The 22,310-nt window shown below is 70.6% G+C and carries 21 protein-coding genes and 1 pseudogene; 12 read left to right on the top strand and 10 right to left on the bottom strand.

Annotated features, from left to right (window positions below; all coding sequences use genetic code 11):
* Positions 1 to 76: 76 nt before the first annotated feature.
* Complete coding sequence (locus tag AOK17_RS30310; protein ID WP_425424649.1) at positions 77 to 1,030, bottom strand: hypothetical protein; 954 nt, start codon at positions 1,028 to 1,030, stop codon at positions 77 to 79.
* Between the two features lie 127 nt (positions 1,031 to 1,157).
* Positions 1,158 to 1,742, bottom strand: a pseudogene (locus tag AOK17_RS30305) (RNA polymerase sigma factor); the annotation flags it as partial.
* Between the two features lie 100 nt (positions 1,743 to 1,842).
* Between AOK17_RS30305 and trpS the strand changes: the two are divergent.
* The 3 genes from trpS (at position 1,843) to AOK17_RS30290 (ending at position 4,986) form a co-directional block, all read left to right on the top strand.
* The gene (gene trpS / locus AOK17_RS30300; RefSeq protein ID WP_055615766.1) at positions 1,843 to 2,856 is read left to right on the top strand and encodes a tryptophan--tRNA ligase; all 1,014 of its coding nucleotides are present in this window, start codon (positions 1,843 to 1,845) and stop codon (positions 2,854 to 2,856) included.
* Between the two features lie 192 nt (positions 2,857 to 3,048).
* Complete coding sequence (locus AOK17_RS30295) at positions 3,049 to 3,627, top strand: 2'-5' RNA ligase family protein (protein ID WP_055615761.1); 579 nt, start codon at positions 3,049 to 3,051, stop codon at positions 3,625 to 3,627.
* Between the two features lie 120 nt (positions 3,628 to 3,747).
* A complete protein-coding gene (locus tag AOK17_RS30290; RefSeq protein WP_055615760.1) occupies positions 3,748 to 4,986 on the top strand; it encodes a hypothetical protein in 1,239 nt (412 codons plus the stop codon).
* Here AOK17_RS30290 and dprE2 read toward each other — a convergent pair.
* Positions 4,983 to 5,738 (bottom strand): decaprenylphospho-beta-D-erythro-pentofuranosid-2-ulose 2-reductase, encoded by a 756-nt coding sequence (dprE2, locus tag AOK17_RS30285; protein ID WP_055615759.1) that lies wholly within the window; start codon positions 5,736 to 5,738, stop codon positions 4,983 to 4,985. The two genes, AOK17_RS30290 and dprE2, sit on opposite strands and share 4 nt — an antisense overlap.
* Positions 5,739 to 5,823: 85 nt before the next feature.
* On the bottom strand, positions 5,824 to 7,179 hold the full coding sequence (dprE1, locus tag AOK17_RS30280) for a decaprenylphosphoryl-beta-D-ribose oxidase (RefSeq protein WP_055615758.1): 1,356 nt from the start codon (positions 7,177 to 7,179) through the stop codon (positions 5,824 to 5,826).
* A gap of 132 nt (positions 7,180 to 7,311) precedes the next feature.
* Between dprE1 and AOK17_RS30275 the strand changes: the two genes are divergently transcribed.
* The 4 genes from AOK17_RS30275 (at position 7,312) to AOK17_RS30260 (ending at position 10,319) form a co-directional block, all read left to right on the top strand.
* Positions 7,312 to 7,842 carry a phosphatase PAP2 family protein gene (locus tag AOK17_RS30275; RefSeq protein ID WP_055615757.1) on the top strand — a complete coding sequence of 177 codons (531 nt, stop codon included), beginning with the start codon at positions 7,312 to 7,314 and terminating at the stop codon, positions 7,840 to 7,842.
* The gene (locus AOK17_RS30270) at positions 7,835 to 8,782 is read left to right on the top strand and encodes a decaprenyl-phosphate phosphoribosyltransferase (RefSeq protein ID WP_055615756.1); all 948 of its coding nucleotides are present in this window, start codon (positions 7,835 to 7,837) and stop codon (positions 8,780 to 8,782) included. Before AOK17_RS30275 ends, AOK17_RS30270 begins: the two co-directional genes overlap by 8 nt.
* A 101-nt stretch (positions 8,783 to 8,883) precedes the next feature.
* Positions 8,884 to 9,288, top strand: a complete 405-nt coding sequence (locus AOK17_RS30265) for a GtrA family protein (protein WP_055615765.1) — start codon at positions 8,884 to 8,886, stop codon at positions 9,286 to 9,288.
* Positions 9,276 to 10,319 carry a YihY/virulence factor BrkB family protein gene (locus AOK17_RS30260; RefSeq protein ID WP_079053358.1) on the top strand — a complete coding sequence of 348 codons (1,044 nt, stop codon included), beginning with the start codon at positions 9,276 to 9,278 and terminating at the stop codon, positions 10,317 to 10,319. The genes AOK17_RS30265 and AOK17_RS30260 overlap by 13 nt, the downstream gene beginning before the upstream one ends.
* Here the strand turns inward: AOK17_RS30260 and AOK17_RS30255 are convergent.
* Entirely contained in the window at positions 10,273 to 11,613 is a 1,341-nt protein-coding gene (locus AOK17_RS30255; protein WP_055615764.1) for a D-alanyl-D-alanine carboxypeptidase family protein, read from the bottom strand. The genes AOK17_RS30260 and AOK17_RS30255 overlap by 47 nt on opposite strands.
* Before the next feature lie 136 nt (positions 11,614 to 11,749).
* On the opposite strand from AOK17_RS30255, the gene AOK17_RS52605 reads away from it, so the two are divergent.
* The 4 genes from AOK17_RS52605 (at position 11,750) to AOK17_RS30235 (ending at position 15,611) form a co-directional block, all read left to right on the top strand.
* Positions 11,750 to 11,992 (top strand): SCO4848 family membrane protein, encoded by a 243-nt coding sequence (locus AOK17_RS52605; protein ID WP_055615755.1) that lies wholly within the window; start codon positions 11,750 to 11,752, stop codon positions 11,990 to 11,992.
* Between the two features lie 14 nt (positions 11,993 to 12,006).
* Complete coding sequence (locus tag AOK17_RS30245) at positions 12,007 to 13,344, top strand: metallophosphoesterase (protein WP_055615754.1); 1,338 nt, start codon at positions 12,007 to 12,009, stop codon at positions 13,342 to 13,344.
* A gap of 218 nt (positions 13,345 to 13,562) precedes the next feature.
* Positions 13,563 to 15,113: an ABC transporter substrate-binding protein gene (locus AOK17_RS30240; protein ID WP_055615753.1), complete on the top strand. Its 1,551-nt coding sequence runs from the start codon at positions 13,563 to 13,565 to the stop codon at positions 15,111 to 15,113.
* Positions 15,114 to 15,209: 96 nt separating this feature from the next.
* The gene (locus tag AOK17_RS30235) at positions 15,210 to 15,611 is read left to right on the top strand and encodes an ATP-binding protein (RefSeq protein WP_055615752.1); all 402 of its coding nucleotides are present in this window, start codon (positions 15,210 to 15,212) and stop codon (positions 15,609 to 15,611) included.
* Positions 15,612 to 15,727: 116 nt separating this feature from the next.
* On the opposite strand, the gene AOK17_RS30230 is transcribed toward AOK17_RS30235, so the two are convergent.
* Both AOK17_RS30230 and AOK17_RS30225 read right to left on the bottom strand, forming a co-directional pair.
* A complete protein-coding gene (locus tag AOK17_RS30230; protein ID WP_055615751.1) occupies positions 15,728 to 17,170 on the bottom strand; it encodes a sensor histidine kinase in 1,443 nt (480 codons plus the stop codon).
* Positions 17,167 to 17,856 (bottom strand): response regulator transcription factor, encoded by a 690-nt coding sequence (locus AOK17_RS30225; protein WP_055615750.1) that lies wholly within the window; start codon positions 17,854 to 17,856, stop codon positions 17,167 to 17,169. Before AOK17_RS30225 ends, AOK17_RS30230 begins: the two co-directional genes overlap by 4 nt.
* A 167-nt stretch (positions 17,857 to 18,023) precedes the next feature.
* Between AOK17_RS30225 and AOK17_RS30220 the strand changes: the two genes are divergently transcribed.
* Positions 18,024 to 20,441 (top strand): MMPL family transporter, encoded by a 2,418-nt coding sequence (locus tag AOK17_RS30220; protein ID WP_055615749.1) that lies wholly within the window; start codon positions 18,024 to 18,026, stop codon positions 20,439 to 20,441.
* A 12-nt stretch (positions 20,442 to 20,453) separates the two neighbouring features.
* Here the strand turns inward: AOK17_RS30220 and AOK17_RS30215 are convergent, their stop codons facing one another.
* Genes AOK17_RS30215 through AOK17_RS30205 form a run of 3 tightly spaced genes read right to left on the bottom strand, consistent with a single transcriptional unit; the run spans position 20,454 to position 22,166 of the window.
* Entirely contained in the window at positions 20,454 to 21,230 is a 777-nt protein-coding gene (locus AOK17_RS30215) for a TetR/AcrR family transcriptional regulator (protein WP_055615748.1), read from the bottom strand.
* Between the two features lie 10 nt (positions 21,231 to 21,240).
* The gene (locus tag AOK17_RS30210) at positions 21,241 to 21,753 is read right to left on the bottom strand and encodes a thiol-disulfide oxidoreductase DCC family protein (protein WP_055615763.1); all 513 of its coding nucleotides are present in this window, start codon (positions 21,751 to 21,753) and stop codon (positions 21,241 to 21,243) included.
* A 5-nt stretch (positions 21,754 to 21,758) separates the two neighbouring features.
* Positions 21,759 to 22,166: a hypothetical protein gene (locus AOK17_RS30205; RefSeq protein WP_055615747.1), complete on the bottom strand. Its 408-nt coding sequence runs from the start codon at positions 22,164 to 22,166 to the stop codon at positions 21,759 to 21,761.
* Positions 22,167 to 22,310: the final 144 nt, after the last annotated feature.

The raw sequence follows: 22,310 nt of genomic DNA, 5'->3' as shown, positions 1-22,310 counted from the left end.
CACTCGACACCGACCAAAATTCCGAGGAACCCGACCCGCCCCACCCCAGTTCGGCCCGGCCCGGCCAACAGGCCCGCTAGTCCAGTGACTTCGCGATCTCCACCGCCCGCGCCCTCGACGCCACACCCTCCAGCCGGAGCGTCATGTCGCCCTCGTGCACCCACAGCAGCGTGGGTCCTGCGGTCCGCGTGGAGTGGATGAACTCCCCGTCCCCGTCCCCGTCCATCAGCCAGAGGCGCAGGAGATGAGGGTCCGGAAACCACAGCGCCGTACGCTCGACGAACTCCGAGTCCTCGCCCAGCGGCACATACTCCGGCTGCTCCCGCACGAACTTGGTGAAGCCGGGACTCAGCACCGCCGGATACTCGTCCAGCCGGACCGTGCGCCCCTGCTCGCGCCAGCACAGGGTGATCAGGAACCGCCCCTTCGGCTCGCGGGTCACCGTCACCGCCTCCGGGGTCCCCAGGGCAGGGGGTGCGAGGGGCGCGAAGCCCGCCCGCCGTTCGGCCTCGGCGAGAGTGAGGGACGGGCCGCCGCAGCCGGGCACCTCGGCCCCGTGCGAAGGCGTCGCCGACGGGTCGTACCGCACCTCCACCCCGCCGAAGTCGAACCACTCGACGACGGCGGCGCGCACCGGAGGCGTGAGCACGAGGACCGCCAGCAGCCCGCACAGCCCCGCGGCCAGCGCACGCCGACGCGCCCGGGCCCAGCGGCGAACCGCCCTCAGCCGCTCCGCGAGGCCGGGTGGCTCGGCCACGGGGACCGGTACGTGCTCGGCGAGTATCTGCTCCAGCACCCGCTCGACCATCGACTCACCGCCCGCCGCCCCGGGCCGGTCCAGCGCCCGCCCGAGCGCCCGCAACTCCTCGGGCAACCGGGAGGCACCCTGCCCGTGCCCGTCCCCCTGCCCAGGCCTGCGCGCATGCCCATTCCTTCCTCCGTACTGGCTCCCGTACTGGCCCTCACGCCGACCCCGGTCACCGGAGGACCCCGTACCCCCCGCCTCGTACGACTCGTGCGAATCACCCATGCTCATCACCTCCTCCCCGCTCCTTCTGACCTCTCAGGCCACCCCGGCCATCCCGGCCGCCCAGGCACTCCGAACCCCCTGAACCCCCCGAGTCCGCCGGACGCGCCGAACCTCCCGAGTCCGCCGGACCCTCCCGCGGCTCGAAATCCGGCAGCAGTCTGCCGAGCTTCCGCAGGGCGCGGTTGAGCCGGGATTTCACCGTCCCCCGCGGCCAGCCCAGGGCCTGGGCGGTCTCCGACTCGTCCATCTCCAGCAGATAGCGGTAGGTGACGACCAGGCGGTGGTCCTCGCCCAGTCCTTCCAGGGCGGTCAGCAGGGCCGTCCGGCGCTCGACCTCCAGGGCCGCAGCCGCCGGATCCGCCGATTCCGGTATCAGCGGCTCGGCCTCCACGAGGGCGGCCTCACGGCCGGCCAGCGTTCGCTGGCGCACCGCCGTCCGCACTGTGTTCCTCGTCTCATTGGCGACGATCGAGAGCAGCCATGGCTTGAACGCCGCGCCGTCCCGAAAGCGCCCCAAGGAGCAGTAGGCCTTGAAGAAGGCCTGCTGCACCACGTCCTCCGCGTCCGCACCCGCCCCCAGTGCCGCGGCTGCCCTGAGCGCGAGGCCCGTATGGGCACGCACCAGCTCCGCATACGCCTCCGGCTCTCCGGCGCGCACGCGTGCGATCACCGCGGCCTCATCGACGATGCGGCCCCCCTCCCGCGTCCTCACGCTCTTGTTACACCGCCGGAGGCAGATCGGTTCCCACCCGTGTCACATCTGTTTCCGACCAGTTCCGGAACGGCCCCTGACACCTGAGAGAATGGTGAGCATGGCTTCAGACCGTCCCCGCGTGCTTTCTGGAATCCAGCCCACCGCCGGCTCGTTCCACCTCGGCAATTACCTCGGCGCCGTCCGTCAGTGGGTGGCCCTGCAGGAGTCCCACGACGCGTTCTACATGGTCGTCGACCTGCACGCGATCACCATTCCGCAGGACCCCGCGGACCTCCGTTCCAACACCCGGCTCGCCACCGCCCAGCTGCTGGCCGCCGGGCTCGACCCGGAGCGCTGCACGCTCTTCGTCCAGAGCCATGTCCCCGAGCACGCACAGCTCGCCTGGATCATGAACTGCCTCACCGGCTTCGGCGAGGCGTCCCGGATGACCCAGTTCAAGGACAAGTCCGCCAAGCAGGGCGCCGAGCGCGCCTCGGTCGGCCTCTTCACGTACCCGATCCTGCAGGTCGCGGACATCCTGCTGTACCAGGCCAACGAGGTTCCGGTGGGTGAGGACCAGCGCCAGCACATCGAGCTGACGCGCGACCTCGCCGAGCGCTTCAACGGCCGCTTCGGGCAGACGTTCACCGTGCCGAAGCCGTACATCCTCAAGGAGACGGCGAAGATCTTCGATCTCCAGGACCCGGCGATCAAGATGAGCAAGTCGGCGTCGACTCCGAAGGGCCTCATCAACCTTCTCGACGAGCCGAAGGTCACCGCCAAGAAGGTCAAGAGCGCGGTCACCGACACGGACACGGTGATCAGGTACGACGTCGAGAACAAGCCCGGCGTCAGCAACCTGCTGACCATCTACTCCACCCTCACCGGGACCGGTATCGCCGAACTGGAGCAGAAGTACGTCGGCAAGGGCTACGGTGCGCTGAAGACTGACCTCGCCGAGGTCATGGTCGACTTCGTGACGCCGTTCCGGGAGCGTACCCAGCAGTATCTGGACGACCCGGAGACGCTCGACTCGATCCTGGCCAAGGGGGCCGAGAAGGCCCGCGCCGTCGCCGCGGAGACCCTCTCCCAGACGTACGACAGAGTGGGTTTCCTGCCGGCGAAGCACTGACCGCCAGGACGACACCGGGGACGACACCGGGGCCGAAAACCGGGACAACAGCCAGTACGAGACCAGGACAACACCGGTACGACAACCGGAACGGGGCCGTACGGCCGTACAGTCGATAGCCGAACCGGCAGCAGCCCCTGCCCGAGAACTACAAAAACACGACGGAACATCAACACAACGACAGGAGACGACGTGGGGACCGTAACGATCGGTGTGTCGATCGCGGTCCCGGAGCCACACGGCAGCCTGCTCCAGGAGCGGCGCGCGGGCTTCGGCGACCCCGCGGCTTCCGGCATCCCCACGCACGTCACACTGCTGCCGCCGACCGAGGTCGAGGAGTCGGCGCTGCCCGCGATCGAGGCGCATCTCGTCGAGGTCGCGGCGGCCGGCAGGCCCTTCCTGATGCGCCTGTCGGGCACGGGGACCTTCCGTCCGCTGTCGCCCGTCGTGTTCGTGCAGGTCGTCGAGGGGGCCGAGGCCTGCACCTGGCTGCAGAAGCAGGTCAGGGACGCGTCCGGGCCCGTGGCGCGCGAGCTGCAGTTCCCGTACCACCCGCATGTGACGGTGGCACACGGCATCGACGACGAGGCGATGGACCGGGCGTTCGAGGAGCTTGCGGAGTACGGGGCCGACTGGCCGTGCACCGGCTTCGCGCTCTACGAACAGGGCGCCGACGGTGTGTGGCGCCGGCTGCGTGACTACGTCTTCGGGGGCGCGGTCGTACCGCCGCAGGCCACCCGCGCGGAGCGGGGCCCGCTCCCGGCCCGCTGAGCCCACGGTCCGCGGCCGGGCAGCCCGTGGTCGGACAGCCCGGATCACACTGCCCGCGGATCAGACAGTCCGCGGGCCGGGCGGGCGGGGTGTCCGGCGATCAGGACGACCAGGGGGATCATGCGCAGGATCGTGACGGGGCTCGCCGTGCTCGGCCTCGCGCTGGCCGGATGCGGTACGGAGGCCGACGGCGGCAACGACGGCGACGGCAAGGCGAAGCCGCCCTCGTCATCCTCACCGGCCGCCGGCGAGACGTCAGGGCTGACCTGGGCGTACGACGAGATCCTCGACGCCGAGAGCGACGAGCAGGACGAGAGCGAGCTGTCGGACGTGATCGCGACGGCCGACGACGACGTCTGGGTAGCGGGCACGGTCACCGCCACGGACAGTGAGAATCCGTCACCCGACGACGGTTTCCTGCTCCGCTACGACGGCACGCGCTGGCAGCGGCAGCCGATGCCCGCCGCGCTCGGCTCCACCGTCCACGAGGCCCGTTTCGACTCCCTGGGCCCGGACGGGTTCCTGTTGACGGCCTCACAGCCGACCCTGGCAGGGCCACGGACGGTCCGCTGGGACGGCACACGCTGGACCGCGCTCCCGGAGCTGCCGGGCGACGGCGGCCGGCTCGTCGACATGAAGGCCTTCGCGCCCGACGACGTCTGGGCCCTGAGCGGCGAGTCGCGGATCCACCACTGGGACGGCACCCGGTGGAGCACCTCGGCCCTGCCCGCCACTGTCGTCTCGCTCGACGGCGTCGCGACCGACGACCTGTGGGCTGTCGGCCACCGCGACACGGGCGGCAGCGGTGACGGCGGAGAGTTCACACAGCCCGCGGCCGTGCACTGGGACGGCTCCTCCTGGCAGCTGACGGAGACCCCCGCCTACCGCTTCCCCGAGCCGGTGCCGCCCGAGCCCAGCGCCTCGATCGACCACGTCCTCGCTCTCGCGGCCGACGACGTCCGCGCGTACGGCATGCACGACTTCAACCACGGCGAGGTGGAGGACGAACCCCAGGAGGAGGCCGTACGGCTCCGCTGGGACGGCTCCGACTGGGCCAAGGCGCCCGACGCCGCGGGGGACTGCGCCGGACGCGTCCCCATGGCGGTCGACAGCACGCGCGGGCTCTTCCTGGACGGCAACCGGTACGTCGGCACGGACGGTGCCTGTACGAAGATCAAGCGGCCCCGGTTGCCCAGCGAGGGCGGGGTGCGGCCGACTTCCCGGCAGTCGTTGTGGCTGTCGGCCGTGGAGGTTGTGCCGGGCACCGACCGGGTTCTCGGGGTGGGGCACGTCCAGGTCAACCAGAGTGGCAATCCGATGAGCAAGTCCGTGATCGTCTCGCTCAACGCAACCCCCTAGATCGGCAGTCGGCGGAACACCGCCCGCGGTACGTGCCTCAGTGTCGACATGACCAGCCGCAGCGCCCCCGGTACCCACACCGTCTCGGAGCGTCGGCGCAGGCCCGTCTCGATGGCTGTGGCGACCGCCTCGGGGGTCGTCGCGAGGGGGGCCTCCGGCAGGCCCGTCGTCATCCTGGTGCGGACGAAGCCGGGGCGTACGACCATCACGTGGACGCCCGTGCCGTGCAGGGCGTCGCCCAGGCCCTGGGCGAAGGCGTCGAGGCCCGCCTTGCTGGAGCCGTAGATGAAGTTGGCGCGGCGGGCGCGCTCGCCGGCCACCGAGGAGAGCACGACCAGGGAGCCGTGTCCCTGGGCCTGGAGGGCCCGCGCGCACACCAGCCCCGACGACACCGCGCCCGTGTAGTTGGTCTGCGCGACACGGACCGCCGAGCCGGGCTCGTTCTCGTCGCGCGACTGGTCGCCGAGGACACCGAACGCGAGCAGTACGAGGTCGATGTCGCCCTCGGCGAAAACCTTGCCGAGGGCGGTCTCGTGGGCGTCGGGGTCGAGCGCGTCGAAGGCGACCGTACGGACGTCGGCGCCGAGGACGCGCAGGTCCGCGGCGGCCGTCTCCAGCGCGGGCGAGGGGCGGCCGGCGAGCCACACCGTGCGGGTGCGGCGGGCGATCAGCCGCCGCGCGGTGGCCAGGGCGATCTCGGACGTGCCGCCGAGAACGAGCATGGACTGGGGGGCACCGAAGGCGTCCTTCATGAAACCGAACTCCTGTAGAGAGGGATTTGGAGGTGGCGAGGGCTTCAGCGAGAGTGGGAAAACCGAACTCACCCTGCGGCTCACGTCAGAGCCCGAGGCGCCGGGACAGGTCCGAGGTGAAGACGGAACGCGGGTCCAACTCCTCGCGCAGCGCCCGGAAATCGCCCAGCCGCGGATACATCTGCGAGAGCAGCTCGGGCCGCAGCCGGGAGTCCTTGGCGAGGTAGACACGCCCGGTGGCAGCGGTGACCTCCTCGTCCAGCTCGTCCAGGAAGCCGTCGAGGCCCGGCAGGTTCGCGGGGATGTCCAGGGCGAGGGTCCAGCCGGGCATCGGGAAGGACAGCCAGCCCGGATCGCCCTCTCCGAAGCGCTTCAGCACGGCGAGGAAGGAGGGGCAGCGGCGCTGCGAGATGCGGTGCACGATCCGGCGCAGGGCGTCCTCCTGGCCGTACCCGACGACGAACTGGTACTGCACGAAACCGCCGCGCCCGTAGACGCGGTTCCAGTGCGGCACGCCGTCGAGCGGGTGGAAGAAGGTGGACATCCGCTGCAGTTCACCGCTGCGCGCGCGGGGCGCCCTGCGGTACCAGAGCTCGTTGAAGAGGCCTACCGTCGTCCGGCCGAGCAGCCCCTCGGGCATCCAGGCGGGGGCGGCGGGCAGACTGCCGGGGCGGAACTCCAATGGGGCTCTACGCGCGCGCGTGCGGTCCGCCAGCGCCTCCAGGGGAGCGTGATCGCCCCGGGTCAGCACCGAACGCCCCATGGACGCGCCGCGGGCCAGCAGATCGATCCAGGCGACCGAGTAGCGGTAGCGGTGGTCGGTGGCCGTGAGGCGGGCCATCAAGTCGTCCAGGTCCGTGGCGCGTTCCGTGTCGACCGACATCAACGACGTCTGGACGGGCTGCAGCCGGACGGTGGCCGTGAGGATGACACCGGTCAGGCCCATCCCGCCCGCAGTCGCGTCGAAGAGGGGCGTGCCGTGGCTCACCGTACGGATCTCGCCGTCCGCGGTCAGCAGTTCGAAGGAGAGCACATGGCGGGCGAACGAGCCGGACACATGGTGGTTCTTGCCGTGGATGTCCGCGCCGATCGCCCCGCCGACCGTCACATAGCGGGTCCCGGGCGTCACCGGCACGAACCAGCCCAGCGGCAGCAGGACTTCCATGAGGCGGTGCAACGAGACGCCCGCGTCGCACAGCACGGTCCCGCCGTCGGCGTCGATCGCATGGACGCGGTCCAGGCCCGTCATGTCGAACACGGCCCCGCCCGCGTTCTGCGCCGCGTCCCCGTACGCCCGTCCCAGGCCCCGTGGGATGCCTCCGCGGGCCCCGCAATCCCGGACGGCCGCCGCGGCCTCCTCGTACGAACGAGGGCGGATCAGACGGGCGGTGGTGGGGGCGGTGCGGCCCCACCCCGTGACGGAAACCGTGTCGGCAGGCATGCACGCGACCGTATCGCCCGAAAGTGACCGCTAGTTCGCTAACATCCCCTCTCTCCCCGAAATGGGTGATTAATGGGATGTCGCTCAATATTGCCGGAGTTCCAGCCATGTTGACGTGAACAGTGAGTCCACATGGACCACCACGACCACCACGACGACCGCCCCGACCTGGACCACCGGATCCTTACGGCCCTCCACGCCCGCGGTGCCGCCCCCGGCGTCGCCGCCGCCGCGCGGACCCTGTCCCTGGCCGGCGAGCACGGCGCGCTGTGGCTCGCGGCGGGCCTCGCCGGAGCGGCCGTCGACCGGGAGCGGCGCGGCGCCTGGCTGCGCGGCACGGCCCTGACCGCGGGCGCGCACCTCGCCAGCATGGGCGTGAAACGGCTCGTACGGCGCCCACGCCCAGGACACGTCGAACCCCTGGTCCGCACCGCGGGCCGGCACTCCTTCCCCAGCTCGCACGCCACCTCCGCGGCAGCCGCCGCCGTGGCCTTCGGAGCGCTCGGCGCCCACGTGGTGCCCCCGCTGGCCGCCGCGATGTGCCTCTCGCGGCTGGTCGTCGGCGTCCACTACCCCTCCGACGTGGCCGCGGGCGCGGCGCTCGGCGCGATGACGGCCCGGCTCGGGGCCCGCTGGATGACCGGAGGTCGGGACCATGGCTGACACGGCCCTTCTGGAGAGCACCCACAAGAAGCACGAGAAACAGCCCGCCCGGGAGGAAAGCGGCCTCCTAAGAGGGCTGATCAGGACCGCCCGTCCGAAACAGTGGGTCAAAAACGTCCTCGTGATCGCCGCCCCGGCCGCGGCCGGTGAGCTCTTCTCGCGCCACGCGCTCACCCAGATCGCGCTGGTCTTCGTGCTGTTCACGGCCTGCGCCGCCGGCGTCTACCTGGTCAACGACGCCCGGGACGCCGACGCCGACCGCGCCCACCCGGTCAAGCGCCACCGTCCGGTCGCCGCCGGACAGGTGCCCGTACCGGTCGCCTACTCCGTAGGGATCGCGCTCGCCGTCGTCGCTCCCACGGTGGCCGCGTTCCTGTGTTCCCCGCTCACCTCGGCCCTGCTGACCGCCTACCTGGGCATGCAGTTCGCGTACTGCATCAGCCTCAAGCACGTCCTCGTGGTCGACCTCGTCGTGGTGACCACCGGGTTCCTGATGCGGGCCATGATCGGGGGACTCGCGCTCGGCATTCCGCTGTCGCGCTGGTTCCTGATCACGACCGGCTTCGGCGCGCTGTTCATGGTCTCCGCGAAGCGCTACTCCGAAGCCGTGCAGATGGCCGGGAAAGCGGGCGCCACGCGCGCGTTGCTCACGGAATACACCACCGGCTACCTGCGCTTCGTCTGGCAGCTCGCCGCCTCGGTCGCCGTCCTCGGCTACTGCCTGTGGGCCCTGGAGGAGGGCGGCGTACCCCACACCAGCGTCCTGCCGTGGCGGCAGCTGTCGATGGTCGCCTTCATCCTCGCGGTCCTGAGATACGCGGTGTTCGCCGACCGCGGCACCGCCGGCGAACCCGAGGACGTCGTCCTGCGCGACCGCGCGCTCGCCCTCATCGGCGTGGTGTGGCTCGCGATGTACGGCCTGGCGGTGGCCAACTGGTGAGCCACGCACAGCGGCTGAAGGCCCCCGGGCCCCAGCCTCAGCCCCAGGCCCACCCCCAGCCACGGCCGAGGTCGCGGGCCCGGCGCCCCGGCGCCCAGGAACTGCTCGGCTTCGCCGCCGTCGGGCTCCTCGCGTACGCCGCCGATCTCGCCCTCTTCGTCTGGCTGCGCGGCCCCGTCGGGCTGGACCCGCTCACCGCCAAGGCCCTGTCGTTCGTGGCGGGCTGTTCGGTCGCGTACGCGGGCAACGCGCTCGGCACGTACCGCCACACGACGGCGGGCGGCCTGCGCCGGTACGCGGTCTTCTTCGCGGTGAACGTCGCCGGCGCCCTCGTCCAGCTGCTGTGCATCCTCATCAGCCACTACGGCCTCGGTTTCACCTCCCCGCGCGCGGACACGGTGTCGGGTTCGGGAATCGGCATGGCGCTCGCCACTGTCCTGCGGTTTTGGGGTACCCGGACATTGGTTTTCCGAGGCGAGGGCAGAGTCGGATCATGGACTGGCTGAAAAAGCTCCCCGGCGTGGGCCCGTTGGTCACACGTCTGATGGCCACGCACGCGTGGCGCTCGTACGAACGGCTGGACCGGGTGAAGTGGACGCGGCTCGCCGCCGCGATGACCTTCATCAGCTTCGTCGCGCTGTTCCCGCTGATCACCGTCGCCGCCGCGATCGCCGCCGCGACGCTCGACAAGGAGGGGCAGGAGAAGCTGCAGGAGAAGATCGCCGAGCAGGTGCCGGGCATCTCCGACCAGCTCGACATCGGCGGTCTCGTCGACAACGCCGGCACGGTCGGACTCATCGCGGGCGCCCTGCTGCTGTTCACCGGCATCGGCTGGGTCGGTTCGATGCGCGAGTGCCTGCGCGCGGTCTGGGAGCTGCCGGACGACGAGGAGAACCCCTTCCTGCGCAAGCTCAAGGACGGCGGCGTACTCGTCGGCCTCGGCGGTGCCGTGCTCGTCACGCTGGCCGCCTCCACCGTCGCGTCGAGCGCGGTGGGCTGGACGGCCCGGCAGTTCGGCATCGACGAGGACGGCTGGGGCGGGGTGCTGCTGCAGACCGCCGCGTTCGCCGTGGCCGTCCTCGCCGACTTCCTGCTGCTCCTGTACGTCCTCACGCTGCTGCCCGGCGTCCAGCCCGCGCGGCGCCGCCTCGTCGTCGCCGCGCTCATCGGCGCGGCCGGGTTCGAGCTGCTGAAACTGCTACTCAGCGGCTATATGCAGGGCGTCGCGTCGAAGAGCATGTACGGGGCGTTCGGGGTGCCCATCGCGCTGCTCCTGTGGATCAACTTCACCTCGAAGCTGCTGTTGTACTGCGCCGCCTGGACGGCGACGCAGCACGAGGAACCGGCCGGGTCCGAAGAGCCGGCCGAGTCCGATGAGTCCACCGCGGAGGACGGACCGGCCGGGTCCGGCGGGTCCACCGGGCCCGACTCCGGCGGCTCCACCGGCGCAGGCACCGGTAAATCCGCCGGCATCGGCAAGTCCGCAGGTGTCAGCGGCGGCGGCGCATCAGGTCGGGCAGCGGCCAGCGGCGGTTGATCACGAAGACACCGGCCGCGAGGAGGACGAGGACGCCGCCCGCGATCGCCAGCGCGATGCCGACCCCGCTCGAACCCCCCGTCTCCGCCGAGGCCGCGACGGGCTTCGAGGAGGTCTTGCCGTCGCCCGAACCGCCCGCCTCGCCGGAGGCGTTCGCGCCCGGCTGCGCGCCCGTGTCCGCGCTCTTCGGCGGCACCAGCTCGCCCACCGGGTCGACCTTGCCGGACGCCTGGAAGCCCCAGTCGAGGAGCTTCGCGGTCTCCTTGTAGACCTGGTCGTGCTCCTCCTTCTCGGGGTTCATGACGGTGACGAGCAGCACCTTGCCGTCGCGCTCGGCGACACCGGTGAAGGTCGAGCCGGCGTTCGTGGTGTTGCCGTTCTTCACACCTGCGATGCCTTTGTAGGCGTCGAGGCCGTAGTCACCGGTGAGCAGCCGGTTGGTGTTCTGGATCTCGAAGGACCCGCGGGTCTTCTTGCCCTTCTTGTTCTTCTTGGTCTCGCCGGGGAACTTCGCGCGGACCGTCGAGCAGTACTCCCGGAAGTCCTTCTTCTGCAGGCCGGAGCGGGCGAACAGGGTCAGGTCGTACGCCGACGACACCTGCCCCTTCTCGTCGTACCCGTCCGGACTGACCACGGTCGTGTCGAGGGCCTGGAGCTCCTCGGCGTGCGCGTTCATGTCCTTGACGGTCTGGTCGACGCCCTTGTTCATCGCGGACAGGACGTGGACCGCGTCGTTGCCGGAGCGAAGGAAGACGCCGAGCCACAGGTCGTGGACCGTGTACGTCTCGTCCTCCTTTATGCCCACCATGCTGGAGCCCGCGCCGATGCCCGCCAGGTCGGACGGCACGACCTTGTGCTTCTCCGTCTTCGGGAACTTCGGCAGCAGCGTGTCCGCGAAGAGCATCTTCAGCGTGCTCGCCGGGGGCAGCCGCCAGTGCGCGTTGTGCGAGGCGAGGACATCGCCCGACTCGGCGTCCGCGACGATCCAGGAACGGGCGCTCAGGTCCTTCGGGAGGACCGGGGCGCCGGTGCCCAGATTCGCCTGGGTGCCGGACCGGCCGAGCTGGGCGCCGCCCACGGTCGACATGTCCGCCGGGGGCGTGGCCGACGGACTGGTCGAGGACTTGCCCGACGGCGAGGTCGACGTCGACGGAGTGGCCGACGGAGACGAGGAGGGTTTGTCGTCCGCGAGGGCCGGTGCGGTGGCGGTCGCGGTGAGCGCGAGCGAGAACGACAACAGGGTGGCGGAGGTGACCAGCAAGGAGGACTTGGCGGTCTTTTTCATGGCGGGCACGGTCGAGAACGTACAGGGCGAGGGGCGGGAAGTCGCGCGGTGCTCCCCGCCGTGGCGCGTACCGATGCGGTCGTTCCCGCTGTGGTCCTCCCCACCCCGGACGCCGGTGCCGTTCGACGGCGGCGATACTGAACCCATGAAGCTCAGCCGTCCCGTCTCCTGGTTCCTGCTCGCCTTCGGAGTGTGGAGCTGGGTCATCTGGATCACTTTCGTCAAGAACCTGTGGAAGGACGGGAGTGGGCTCGCGTTCGACGACGCGGGCGATCCGACTGGGTACTTCTGGGTGCACCTGACGCTCGCCGTTGTCTCCTTTGTCTTGGGGACGGTCGTCGGGGGCATCGGGTTGCGCGGTGTTCGAGCCTTGCGTCATACGTCATAACGGGGAGTCTCCGCGTGATCATCGTGTTCCTGGTCCTGGTCCTGGCCGTGTTCGGCGGTCTGCACTGGTACGTGTGGCGCCGGATGGTGCGCGACACGACGGCGCGGCCGGGAACGGCCCGTCGGGTGGGCACGGCCCTGGTCGTCGGCGGGCCGTTCCTCATGTTCGCGGCGATCGCGTCCGAGCGGGGCGGGGCACCGTTCTGGCTGCAACGGGTGCTGGCCTGGCCCGGGTTCCTGTGGATGGCCTTCTCGCTCTATCTCCTGCTGGCGTTGCTGGTGGGGGAGGTCGTGCGGCCGTTGCTCCGGCGGGTGCTGGAGCGGCGCCCGACGCCCGCGGTGGAGCCGGTGGGCGTACGCGAGGACGCACCCGTACGCACGCGAGTGCCCGACCTGGAGGCCGAGTCCACTTCCCAAACTGAGTCCTCCTCCGGAAGCGAAACCGAAGCCGGGGCCGAGACGGGAGCCGGAGCCGAATCCGGTGCCAAGCCCGGGTCCGCCGAGACGCCCGAGCCCGCGGCCACCGGCCCCTCGCGTCGCCTCTTCGTCTCGCGCGTGGTCGGCGGGGCCGCTGCCGCCGCGGCGGTGGGGACGGTCGGATACGGGACATACGGCGTCCTGCGCGGGCCCAAGGTGAAGCGGGTGACCGTGCCGCTCGCGAAACTCCCCAGGTCGGCCCACGGATACCGGATCGCCGTCGTCAGCGATGTGCACCTCGGGCCCGTACTGGGGCGTGGGTTCGCGCAGAAGGTCGTCGACACGATCAACTCGACGCAGCCCGACCTCATCGCGGTCGTGGGGGACCTCGTCGACGGCAGCGTGAAGGATCTCGGACCCGCCGCCGCGCCCCTCGCCCAGTTGAAGGCACGGCACGGGTCGTTCTTCGTCACGGGCAACCACGAGTACTTCTCCGGGGCCGAGGAGTGGGTCGCGCGCGTACGGGAGTTGGGGCTGCGCCCGCTGGAGAACGCCCGTACGGAGCTGGCCGATTTCGATCTCGCCGGGGTCAACGACGTGGCCGGTGAGGACGAGGGACAGGGGCCCGACTTCGTCAAGGCGCTCGGTGACCGGGACCGGTCGCGGGCATGTGTGTTGCTGGCACACCAGCCGGTGCAGATCCATGACTCCGTGGACCATGGCGTGGATCTTCAGCTCTCGGGGCACACGCACGGCGGCCAGTTGTGGCCGGGCAACCTCATCGCGGATCAGGCCAATCCGACCCTCGCCGGCCTGGAGCGGTACGGGGACACGCAGTTGTACGTGTCGCGGGGTGCCGGCGCCTGGGGGCCGCCCACGCGGGTGGGCGCGCCGTCCGACATCACCGTCGTGGAGCTGGCTTCCAGGCAGGCTTGAGACTTGAGGCGTGAGGCGCACACGTCACGCCTGGGAGCGGGCTGTGAAAGCGGCCGGAAACCATCGCTTGGTCAGCTTTCTCCCAACACTCCCCATAAGCCTTTCCTCGCCCGAAACCCCTGTGGTTGAGTGCCTCGCGCCACCGGGGAGTGGCATGAGGAGCCACTGGGGGAGTGGCGGGATCGAGCCACGGGAGCGTGGCTCCAGGAGGGGCGCCGATGCGATCGGTTCGCATACGGATTCTCGCGGTGGTTCTGGTGCTGGTCGCCGTGGGTGTGGGCGGCTGGCAGCTGCTGCCGACGGGCGGCGGCGGGACCATCACCGTCGGTACGACGGACGCGGTGACGGCCCTCGACCCGGCGGGCGCCTACGACGCCGGGTCCTGGGACCTGTTCAGCAACGTCTTCCAGTCGCTGCTGACCTTCGAGCCGGGCGGCGCGGCCCCCGTGCCCGACGCCGCCAGGAGCTGCGGATTCGTCGGTACGGGCCTGACCACGTACCGGTGCACGCTGAAGGAGGGCATCACGTTTCCCAGCGGGCACAGGATGACCGCCGAGGACGTGAAGTTCTCCTTCGACCGGGTCAGGTCCATCGACTCGGCCGTGGGACCGGCCCCGTTGTTCGACACGCTGGGTTCGGTGGACGCGGAAGGGCTGACCGTCACCTTCCATCTGTCGTCGCCGGACGCCACGTTCCCGTTCAAGGTCGCCACCGGTGCCGGTTCCATCGTCGACCGCACCCGCTACTCCGGGCACTCGCTGCGTGCCGGCAACGGGGTCGACGGCTCGGGACCGTACACACTGAAGACGTACACGAAGGATCAGCGGGCCGTTCTGACGCCGAACTCCAGCTATCGGGGGGCGGCGCGGAGCAAGGGTGAATCCGCCGTCGTGCGCTACTACGCGACCCCCGGGAAACTCGACGCCGCCTGGAAGGCCAAGAAGGTCGACGTCGTCGCGCGCACGCTGCCGCCGAAGGTGCTCGCCGGGCTGTCGCCGAGCGATCCCGGCCATCGCGTCACGGAGGCGGCCGGTGCCGAGACCCGCAATCTGTACCTCGACGTGCGGGCCGGATCACCGCTCCACGACCGCCGGGTGAGGCAGGCACTGGCCCTGCTGGTCGACCGCGCCGAGCTGGCCGCCACGACGTACCAGGGCACGGTGGATCCGCTCTACTCGCTGATCCCCGCGGGCATCACCGGGCACACGGACTCCTTCTTCGACGCCTACCCGAAGCCCGATCCCGCGCGGGCGAAGGCGCTGCTCGCCGCCGCCGGGGTGAAGACACCCGTGCGCTTCACCTACGGCTACGCCAAGGGGAGGGACGCGGCCGGCGCGGAAGCCGCCGAGCTCAAACGGCAGCTGGAGCGGGGCGGACTGTTCCAGGTGACGCTCAAGGGCTACGAGTGGACCGACTTCCAGAAGCGGTACGCGGACGGCGAGCTGGACGCGTACGCCGTCGGGTGGGTCGCCGACTTCCCCGACCCGGACAACTTCACCGCGCCGCTGGTCGGCACCGGCGGCAGCATGAAGAACGGCTACAGCAGCAAGGACGTGGACCGGCGGATTCAGGACAGCCGGCAGTACGCGGACCGCAGCCGCACGGAGGGGGACTTCCGGGCGGTCCAGGACGACGTCGCGCGTGATGTTCCCCTCGTTCCGCTGTGGCAGCGCAAGGATTACGTACTGAGCAGCGAGGCCGTGGGCGGCGGACAGTACCTGTCCGACGGCACCGGAGTCTTCCGGCTGTGGAGCCTCGATCGGATCTGACATGTTCGCGCGGGGTTGACGATTGCGTCAGTGACGCGATGAGGTCACCCCACGCAGCACCTTGTGACGAAGGTGTGCGTGGGGTGAGGAGCAAACGTGTTGAGACGCAACTCCTTCCGGCTGCCCCGGCATCCGGCTTCGGTCGGGCTCGCCCGGCGCCGGGTGCGCGACCATCTGTCGAACTGGGGGCACAGCGCGGGGGAGCAGGCCTTCGAGGACGTCGTACTGCTCGTGTCCGAGCTCGCGACGAACGCCGTGCGCCACGGGCCGCTGCTGGAGCGGGAGTTCGAGGTCGCCGTCACCGTGATCGCGGACGGCTCCTGCCTCATCGAGGTCTCCGACGAGAGCCCCGTCCAGCCCCGCCTGCGGGTGGTCGGCGAGTACGACGAGGAGTCCGGCCGAGGCCTGATCCTGGTGGAACACCTCACGTCCGCCTGGGGAGTGTGGAGCCGGGGAAGATACGGCAAGACGGTGTGGGCGCTGGTCCCGGCGGCGTAGCGCCCCTGTGGGGGACAAAGGACAGGGGCGCGGCCCCGTCCTTTCAGGGGCGCGGGGAACTGCGCGACAAGCCCCGACCGGCCTGCGGATCACAACGCACCGTTCGCCCCGAACAGTCAACCGCACGCCTTCGCAGGCAACGTAACCGTCACCGCCAGCCCCTCGCCCGGCGCCGTCCGCACCACCACCTCACCCCCATGGGCCGCGGCCACCCCCTGAACGATGGCCATGCCGAGCCCACTGCCCGCACCTCCGCCCGCCCGGAAGAACCGGTCGAAGATGCGCGAGGCGTCGTCCTCGTCGAGGCCGGGCCCCTCGTCGGCGACGCAGAGGCGGACGACCCCGTCGACCCGCTCCAGACCGAGCGTGACCGCGACATCCGCGGGCGTGTGCGTCCGTACGTTCGCCACGAGGTTGCCCAGGATCTGGCGCAGGCCCGACTCGTCGGCGTGTATCAGCAGGGCCCCGTCGGCGCCCACGGACACCGGCCGCTCGGGCTGCTGGGCCCGAAGATCCTCGGCCGCGTCCCGCACGAGACGGCTCAGGTCGACGTTCTTGAAGCGCAGTTCGGGCTGCTGGTCGAGGCGGGCCAGGGTGAGCAGCTCGTCGACCAGGCGGGCCATGCGGTCGGCCTCACCGGTCATCCGGTCCCAGGCCCGCTTGCGCTCCCCGGGCTCGCGCAGCATGCCCTTGTCGTACAGCTGGAGGTAGCCGCGGATCGCCGACAGGGGCGTACGCAGTTCGTGGGAGGCGTCCGCGACGAAGCGGCGCAGCTGCGTGGCGCTCCGCTCGCGCGTGCGGTACGCCGACTCGACCTGGTGGAGCATCGAGTTGAGGGCGAGCCGCAGCTGCTCGACCTCCTGGGTCGGGTGGTGGCTGGAGGGCACGCGCCGGGCCAGATCCCCCTCGGCGATCGCCGACGACGTCTCGACCATGTCCTCCAGGGGCCGCAGCCGGCGGCTCACGCTGAGCATGGTCAGTACGGCGAGGAGCGCCAACAGCAGGGCGCCGAAGGTCAGATCGAGCTTCAGGGCCTTGGCCATGCCCTTGTGCAGGGCGTCCGTCGAGCTGGCCAGCAGGATCGTCGTGCCGTCCGTGAGGGAGACACCTATGACCCGGAACGGGGTGCCGTCCACGGTCACGTCCTGCGGTTCGGCGTCGCCGGTGAGGGACCGGGGGTCGTCCACGGCCGCGGCCAGCGCCCGCTGGTTCTCCGTCGGTTCGAAGGTGCCGATCTTGAGGCTGTGTCCCGTCGTGTCGACCAGGGCGAAGAGGGAGTCCGAGTTCGGCGGCCCCTGCGACTCCGGGATCTTTCCGTCGCGGACGAAGGCCAGCGCGCTCATCGAGTCGATCTGCCGCGCGGTGATCTGCGTACTCCCCAGTGAGTCCCGTGTCTTGAACAGCTCCGAGTCGACCTGGTCCAGCAGGTAGTACCGCATGCCCATCAGGCTGACCGCCGTCGCCACGATGATGCCGAGCGCCAGCAGCGCCACGTTGGCCAGCGTCAGCTTGCCGCGCAGCGAGTGGATGCCACGGCTGTGGCAGCGCCGGAAGATCATGCGAGCCCGTATCCGACGCCCCGGCGTGTGGTGATCACCGGGGCGCCGAGGGCGTCGAGCTTGCGCCGCAGATAGCTGATGTACGTCTCCACGACGGTCGACTCGGCCGAGTGCTCGTACTGCCAGACGTGGCGCAGGAGTTGCTCCTTGGGGACGATCCGGCCGCCGTTGCGTACGAGGAAGCGCAGAAGCGCGTACTCCGTGGGGGTGAGCTCGACCGAGCGGCCCGCGCGGTGCACCGAGTACGTCGTCTCGTCCAGCTCCAGGTCCCCGTAGCGCAGGGGCGGGCGCTCGGGGAGGACGTCGGCCGGGCGGGTGCGGCGCAGGACCGCGGTGATGCGGGCGATCACCTCGTCGATGTTGAACGGCTTGGTGATGTAGTCGTCGCCGAAGGCGAGCGCGCCGACGATCTCGGTGGGCGCGTCCCTCGCGGTCAGGAACACCAGGGCCAGGTCCGGCTGTTTCGCGCGCAGTTCGCGGCCCAGTGCCCGGCCGTCGCCGTCCGGGAGCATCACGTCGAGGAGCGCGGCGTCCGGGCGGGTGCGCTCGGCCAGCGTCAGCGCCTGGCGCACGGTCCCCGCCGTCATCACCTCGAAGCGGTGATAGCGCAGAGCGATGGCCAGGACGTCCGCGATGCTCGGTTCGTCCTCGACGACCAGGACGGTCGCCCCCTCGTGAGCGGTCATGTCCTCAGTATCGGCGCGGGCACTGACAACGGGGCCGGGTCGTGCTTTGGAGTTCCTTGTGAGTCATGGCCGAGTCGTGTCCACGGCTGCGCGCCACCCCGATGCTGATCCGCAGGACCTGGGGGACCGACCGACAACCGACTAAGGGGCGTTGAGGCGTGACGACATTGGCACGGTGGTGCTACAGGCACCGGCTGGTGGTCCTGTTGTTGTGGGTGGGGGCGGTGTTGGGGCTGGGCTTCGCGGGGTCCGCCGCGGGCACGAACTACGCGGACACCTTCACTCTTCCGAACACGGACTCCACACGCGCGTACGACCTGATGGAGAAGGCCTTCCCGGAGAGGTCGGGCGACACCGACACGGTGGTGTGGAAGGTCGACGACGGATCCGTACGGGACGATTCCGTACGCTCCCGGATCGCGCCCGCCCTGGAGGAGATCGGGCGGATGAAGGGCGTCGGCGACGTCAGCAGCCCGTACGCCGCCCAGGGGGCCACGCAGATCAGTGAGAACGGGCGGATCGCCTACGCCCAGGTGACCTTCACCGAGCAGGCGAACGGCGTCCCCAAGGAGCTGGTCCAGGACGTCGTCGACACGGCGCAGGACGCCGAACGCGCCGGTCTCCAGGTGGAGCTGGGCGGTCAGGCGATCACCCGGATCCAGGAGCCGCCCACCGGCATCGCCGAGATGGTCGGCATCATGGCCGCGGCGGTCGTCCTCTTCCTCGCCTTCGGCTCGCTCTTCGCGATGCTGCTGCCGCTCGTCGTCGCGATCGCGGCCCTCGGCACCGGCCTCATGGCGACCTCACTGCTCAGCCATGTCACCGACGTGCCCGAAGTGGCCCCGCTGCTCGGCTCGTTGATCGGTCTCGGTGTGGGCATCGACTACGCGCTGTTCATCGTGACGCGGCACCGGCGGGGCATCCTGCGCGGCATGAAGCCCGAGGAGTCCGCCGTCACGGCCCTCAACACCTCGGGCCGTGCCGTGCTGTTCGCGGGCGGCACGGTGTGCATCGCGCTCGCCGGCATGCTCGTGATGAACATGCGCTTCCTGGACGGTGTGGTCGTCGCGACCTCGCTGACCGTCGTGCTCAGCGTCCTCGCCGCGACCACCCTGCTGCCCGCGCTCCTCGGCATGCTCGGCATGCGCGTCCTCAGCCGCAAGCAGCGGCGCAGGCTCGCCGCGACGGGACCGGAGCCGGCCGAGGCGAGCGGCCTCGCGGCACGCTGGTCCATGTACGTGCAGCAGCGACCGCGCTCGATCGCCGCCGGGGCACTGGTCGTGATGGTGATCCTCGCGCTGCCCGTCCTGTCGATCCGGCTCGGCGCCACCGACCAGGGCAACCACAAGGACTCGACGACGACGCGCCAGGCGTACGACCTGCTCGCCGAGGGCTTCGGGCCCGGCTTCAACGGCCCGCTCCAGGTGGTCGTGGACGGCGGCGACGCGGACGCGCTCGTGTCGGCCATCCGCTCGACCGAGGGCGTCGCCCAGGTCGCCGCCGCGCCGCCTTCCGAGGGCGTCACGGTGATCCAGGTCGTGCCCACCACGTCACCGCAGTCCGAGAAGACGGACCAGCTGATCGACCGGCTGCGGGACGACGTGATCCCGGAGTCCGGGACCGAGGCCCACGTGGGCGGAGTGACCGCCGTCTTCAAGGACTTCGCGGCCGTCACGGGGGACCGGCTGCCGTACTTCGTCGCGGCGATCATCACGCTCGGCTTCCTGCTGCTGATGGTGGCCTTCCGCTCCCTGGTGGTGCCGCTGACGGCGGCCCTGATGAACCTGATCGCCGCTGCCGCTTCCTTCGGAGTGCTCGTCGCGATCTTCCAGTGGGGCTGGGGCACGGGACTCCTCGGCCTCGGCAAGGAGGGGCCGATCACCGCCTTCCTGCCGGTCATCATGCTGTCGCTGCTCTTCGGGCTCTCGATGGACTACCAGGTGTTCCTGGTGAGCCGCATGCACGAGGAATGGGTGCACACCAAGGACAACGCGCGGGCGGTCCGGGTCGGCCTCGCCGAGACCAGCCGGGTCATCAACTGCGCGGCCCTGATCATGATCTGCGTCTTCTCCGCGTTCGTCCTCAGCGGCGACATGGAGGGCGCGATGGCGGGCATCGGGCTCGCGGCGGCGGTCGCGCTGGACGCGTTCATCCTGCGTACGGCGCTGGTGCCGGCCGCGATGCACCTCCTGGGGAACTCCAACTGGTGGCTGCCCGCCGGTCTGGAGAAGCGGCTGCCGCACCTGGCGGTCGAGCCCCGCGAGGAGGAGGTTTCCGAGCCCCACGCGCGCGTGCCCGGCGCCGACGGCGGTTCGACCGTGATCCACGGCTTCGTCCGCACCCCGGACGGCGCACCCGTCGAGGGCGCCGCGCTGACCCTGCTCTCCAAGGGCGGCCGTCAGCTCGACCGGGTGACGTCGCTGGCCGACGGCTCGTACATCGTCTCGGTGCCCTCCGCGGGCTCGTACCTGCTGGCCGTGACGGCCGCCGAGCACCCCTCCCGCGCCCGGCACGTGATGGTCGGCGCCGAACCGCTGGTGTACGACGTGGAGCTGGCGGAGGACGAGGTGGACGCCGTGAACTGACCGCGCGGGGCGCTATTTCGCGGACTTCTTGCCGGGGTCGGGCAGTGCGTTCGTCATCCCCGGCAGGAAGTCCGTGAACAGGCCGTGCACCTCGCGGACCAGGGGCCGCAGCACCCGGAAGCGGGCCAGTGAGACGCCGAGCGAGGTGAGCCGGGCACCTCGTTCGGCGAGGCGGTAACTGCGCTCGCGGCCCTCCGTGCGGTCGAAGACCCAGTACAGGACGAGCCCCATCTGGGAGAGCCACAGCAACTCGGGGAGCACCTCCCGCAGTTCCTCCGGGATCTTCGCCTTGGAGCCCGCCAGCACCTCGCGGCAGACCCCGATGGCCTCCACGCGCGCGTGCTCCGACTCGGCGGAGAACGGGCTGAGCGGGCTGTCGGGGTCGGCGGCGTTCTTGAAGAACTGCACCGCGAACTCGTGGTACGGCGTCGCCACGTCCAGCCACGCCTTCAGCACCCCGGCGATCCGCGCCTCCAGGTCCTTCTCCTGGTCCAGGACTTCCCGGACCGCCACCCTGTGCTCGGCGGCGAGCCGGTCGTAGAACCCCTGGATCAGGTGCTCCTTGCCGGCGAAGTAGTAGTACGCGTTGCCTACGGAGACCCCTGCCTCCTTGGCGATGGCCCGCATCGTCGTCTTCTCGTAGCCCCGCTCCTGGAACAGGCGCATCGCCGTCTCCAGGATCAGGGCCCGGGTCTGCTCGCTCTTGGCGGGCGTACGGGACGGCCGGGCGGGGCCCTCCGGCTCCGCGGGGCCGTCCGGACGACTGGCACTGTCTTTCGCTGCTGGCACGGTAGAGAGCCTAACGAGGCGCGCAGGTGTCGATGTCGCAGGCGGGTGCGTTGTAGGTCCACCCCGTGGCAGGGGAGTACTCCCATCCGTTGGCCCCGTAGTACGCGCCCCCGCCCCAGGCGCCGTGCCTGCGCGCCCACTGGCCCTCACGCCACTTGGCGGCGGCGAGGACCGCGCCGCGCGCGAGCCGTGCCCCGGCCGGGGTGCTGAACCGGTGGGCCGCCGGGCGGTACTCGGCCAGCGCCCACAGGGTGACGATCCAGGCGGCGGTGCTCCGGTAGACCTGGCCCGAGTCGCCGATCACGGTGATCTCGTCGAGCGTCGCCGCGTGGTCGAGCCCCGGGAAGCGCCGCATGGCGGCCTCCGAGCCGACGGGCAACAGCTCCAGGGGCACCAACTGGCGCTGCCGTACGAGCCAGTCGCGGACAACGGCGCAGAGCGAGCACTGCGCGTCGTACAGGACGGTGAGCCCGCGGACCGGGACGCGCGCGGCGTCCCGGTCCGGGGTGGCGGCGGTGGCCATCGCGGTCACGCCCCGACCGCCGGGGCGACCCAGTCCTGCGGCGGCACGGGCGGCTGCTGCTCGCGCTCCATGATGCCCCGGCGCCGGATCTTGTTGAGGACGTACACATTGCCCAGGTGCATGGCGCCGAGCACCAGGAGCACCACGCCGATCTTCGTCGACAGGGCCTCGAACACCCCGCGGGCGTCGGCGATCTCCTCGTCCTGGCTGAGATAGAGGGCGACGAAGCCCAGGTTCACCAGGTAGAAGCCCACCACCAGCAGGTGGTTGACGGCGTCCGCGAGCTTCTCGTTCCCGTGCAGCACATCCGCCAGAAAGATCCGCCCGTTCTGGCTGAGCGTCCGTGCCACCCAGATCGTCAGCGCCACGCTGACCAGCAGATAGATGACATACGCGATGACCGTGAGGTCCATGTCCCCACCTCTCCTCGACTTCTTGAACGCGTTCAAAACGCGCTGTCGAGGAAGAATGTAGACCTGTTTTTGAACGTGTTCAAGTCAGTTGCGGGGCGTGCGTGTGTGACGTGCGGCTCAGGCCGCGAGGGGGTGCTGGGGGGC

Source organism: Streptomyces phaeochromogenes (genome assembly GCF_001418655.1).
Classification (GTDB): domain Bacteria; phylum Actinomycetota; class Actinomycetes; order Streptomycetales; family Streptomycetaceae; genus Streptomyces; species Streptomyces phaeochromogenes.
This window is presented reverse-complemented; position numbering and strand designations above follow the sequence as displayed.

Bases quoted from the DNA above. Each gene is read 5' to 3' on its own strand.
- AOK17_RS30260 (WP_079053358.1), top strand. From the start codon at position 9,276: ATGGACTGGCTGAAAAAGCTCCCCGGCGTGGGCCCGTTGGTCACACGT.
- AOK17_RS30270 (WP_055615756.1), top strand. From the start codon at position 7,835: ATGGCTGACACGGCCCTTCTGGAGAGCACCCACAAGAAGCACGAGAAA.
- AOK17_RS30310 (WP_425424649.1), bottom strand. From the start codon at position 1,030: ATGGGTGATTCGCACGAGTCGTACGAGGCGGGGGGTACGGGGTCCTCC.
- AOK17_RS30225 (WP_055615750.1), bottom strand. From the start codon at position 17,856: ATGACCGCTCACGAGGGGGCGACCGTCCTGGTCGTCGAGGACGAACCG.
- trpS (WP_055615766.1), top strand. From the start codon at position 1,843: ATGGCTTCAGACCGTCCCCGCGTGCTTTCTGGAATCCAGCCCACCGCC.
- AOK17_RS30290 (WP_055615760.1), top strand. From the start codon at position 3,748: ATGCGCAGGATCGTGACGGGGCTCGCCGTGCTCGGCCTCGCGCTGGCC.
- dprE2 (WP_055615759.1), bottom strand. From the start codon at position 5,738: ATGAAGGACGCCTTCGGTGCCCCCCAGTCCATGCTCGTTCTCGGCGGC.
- dprE1 (WP_055615758.1), bottom strand. From the start codon at position 7,179: ATGCCTGCCGACACGGTTTCCGTCACGGGGTGGGGCCGCACCGCCCCC.
- AOK17_RS30240 (WP_055615753.1), top strand. From the start codon at position 13,563: ATGCGATCGGTTCGCATACGGATTCTCGCGGTGGTTCTGGTGCTGGTC.
- AOK17_RS30210 (WP_055615763.1), bottom strand. From the start codon at position 21,753: ATGGCCACCGCCGCCACCCCGGACCGGGACGCCGCGCGCGTCCCGGTC.
- AOK17_RS52605 (WP_055615755.1), top strand. From the start codon at position 11,750: ATGAAGCTCAGCCGTCCCGTCTCCTGGTTCCTGCTCGCCTTCGGAGTG.
- AOK17_RS30205 (WP_055615747.1), bottom strand. From the start codon at position 22,166: ATGGACCTCACGGTCATCGCGTATGTCATCTATCTGCTGGTCAGCGTG.
- AOK17_RS30230 (WP_055615751.1), bottom strand. From the start codon at position 17,170: ATGATCTTCCGGCGCTGCCACAGCCGTGGCATCCACTCGCTGCGCGGC.
- AOK17_RS30275 (WP_055615757.1), top strand. From the start codon at position 7,312: ATGGACCACCACGACCACCACGACGACCGCCCCGACCTGGACCACCGG.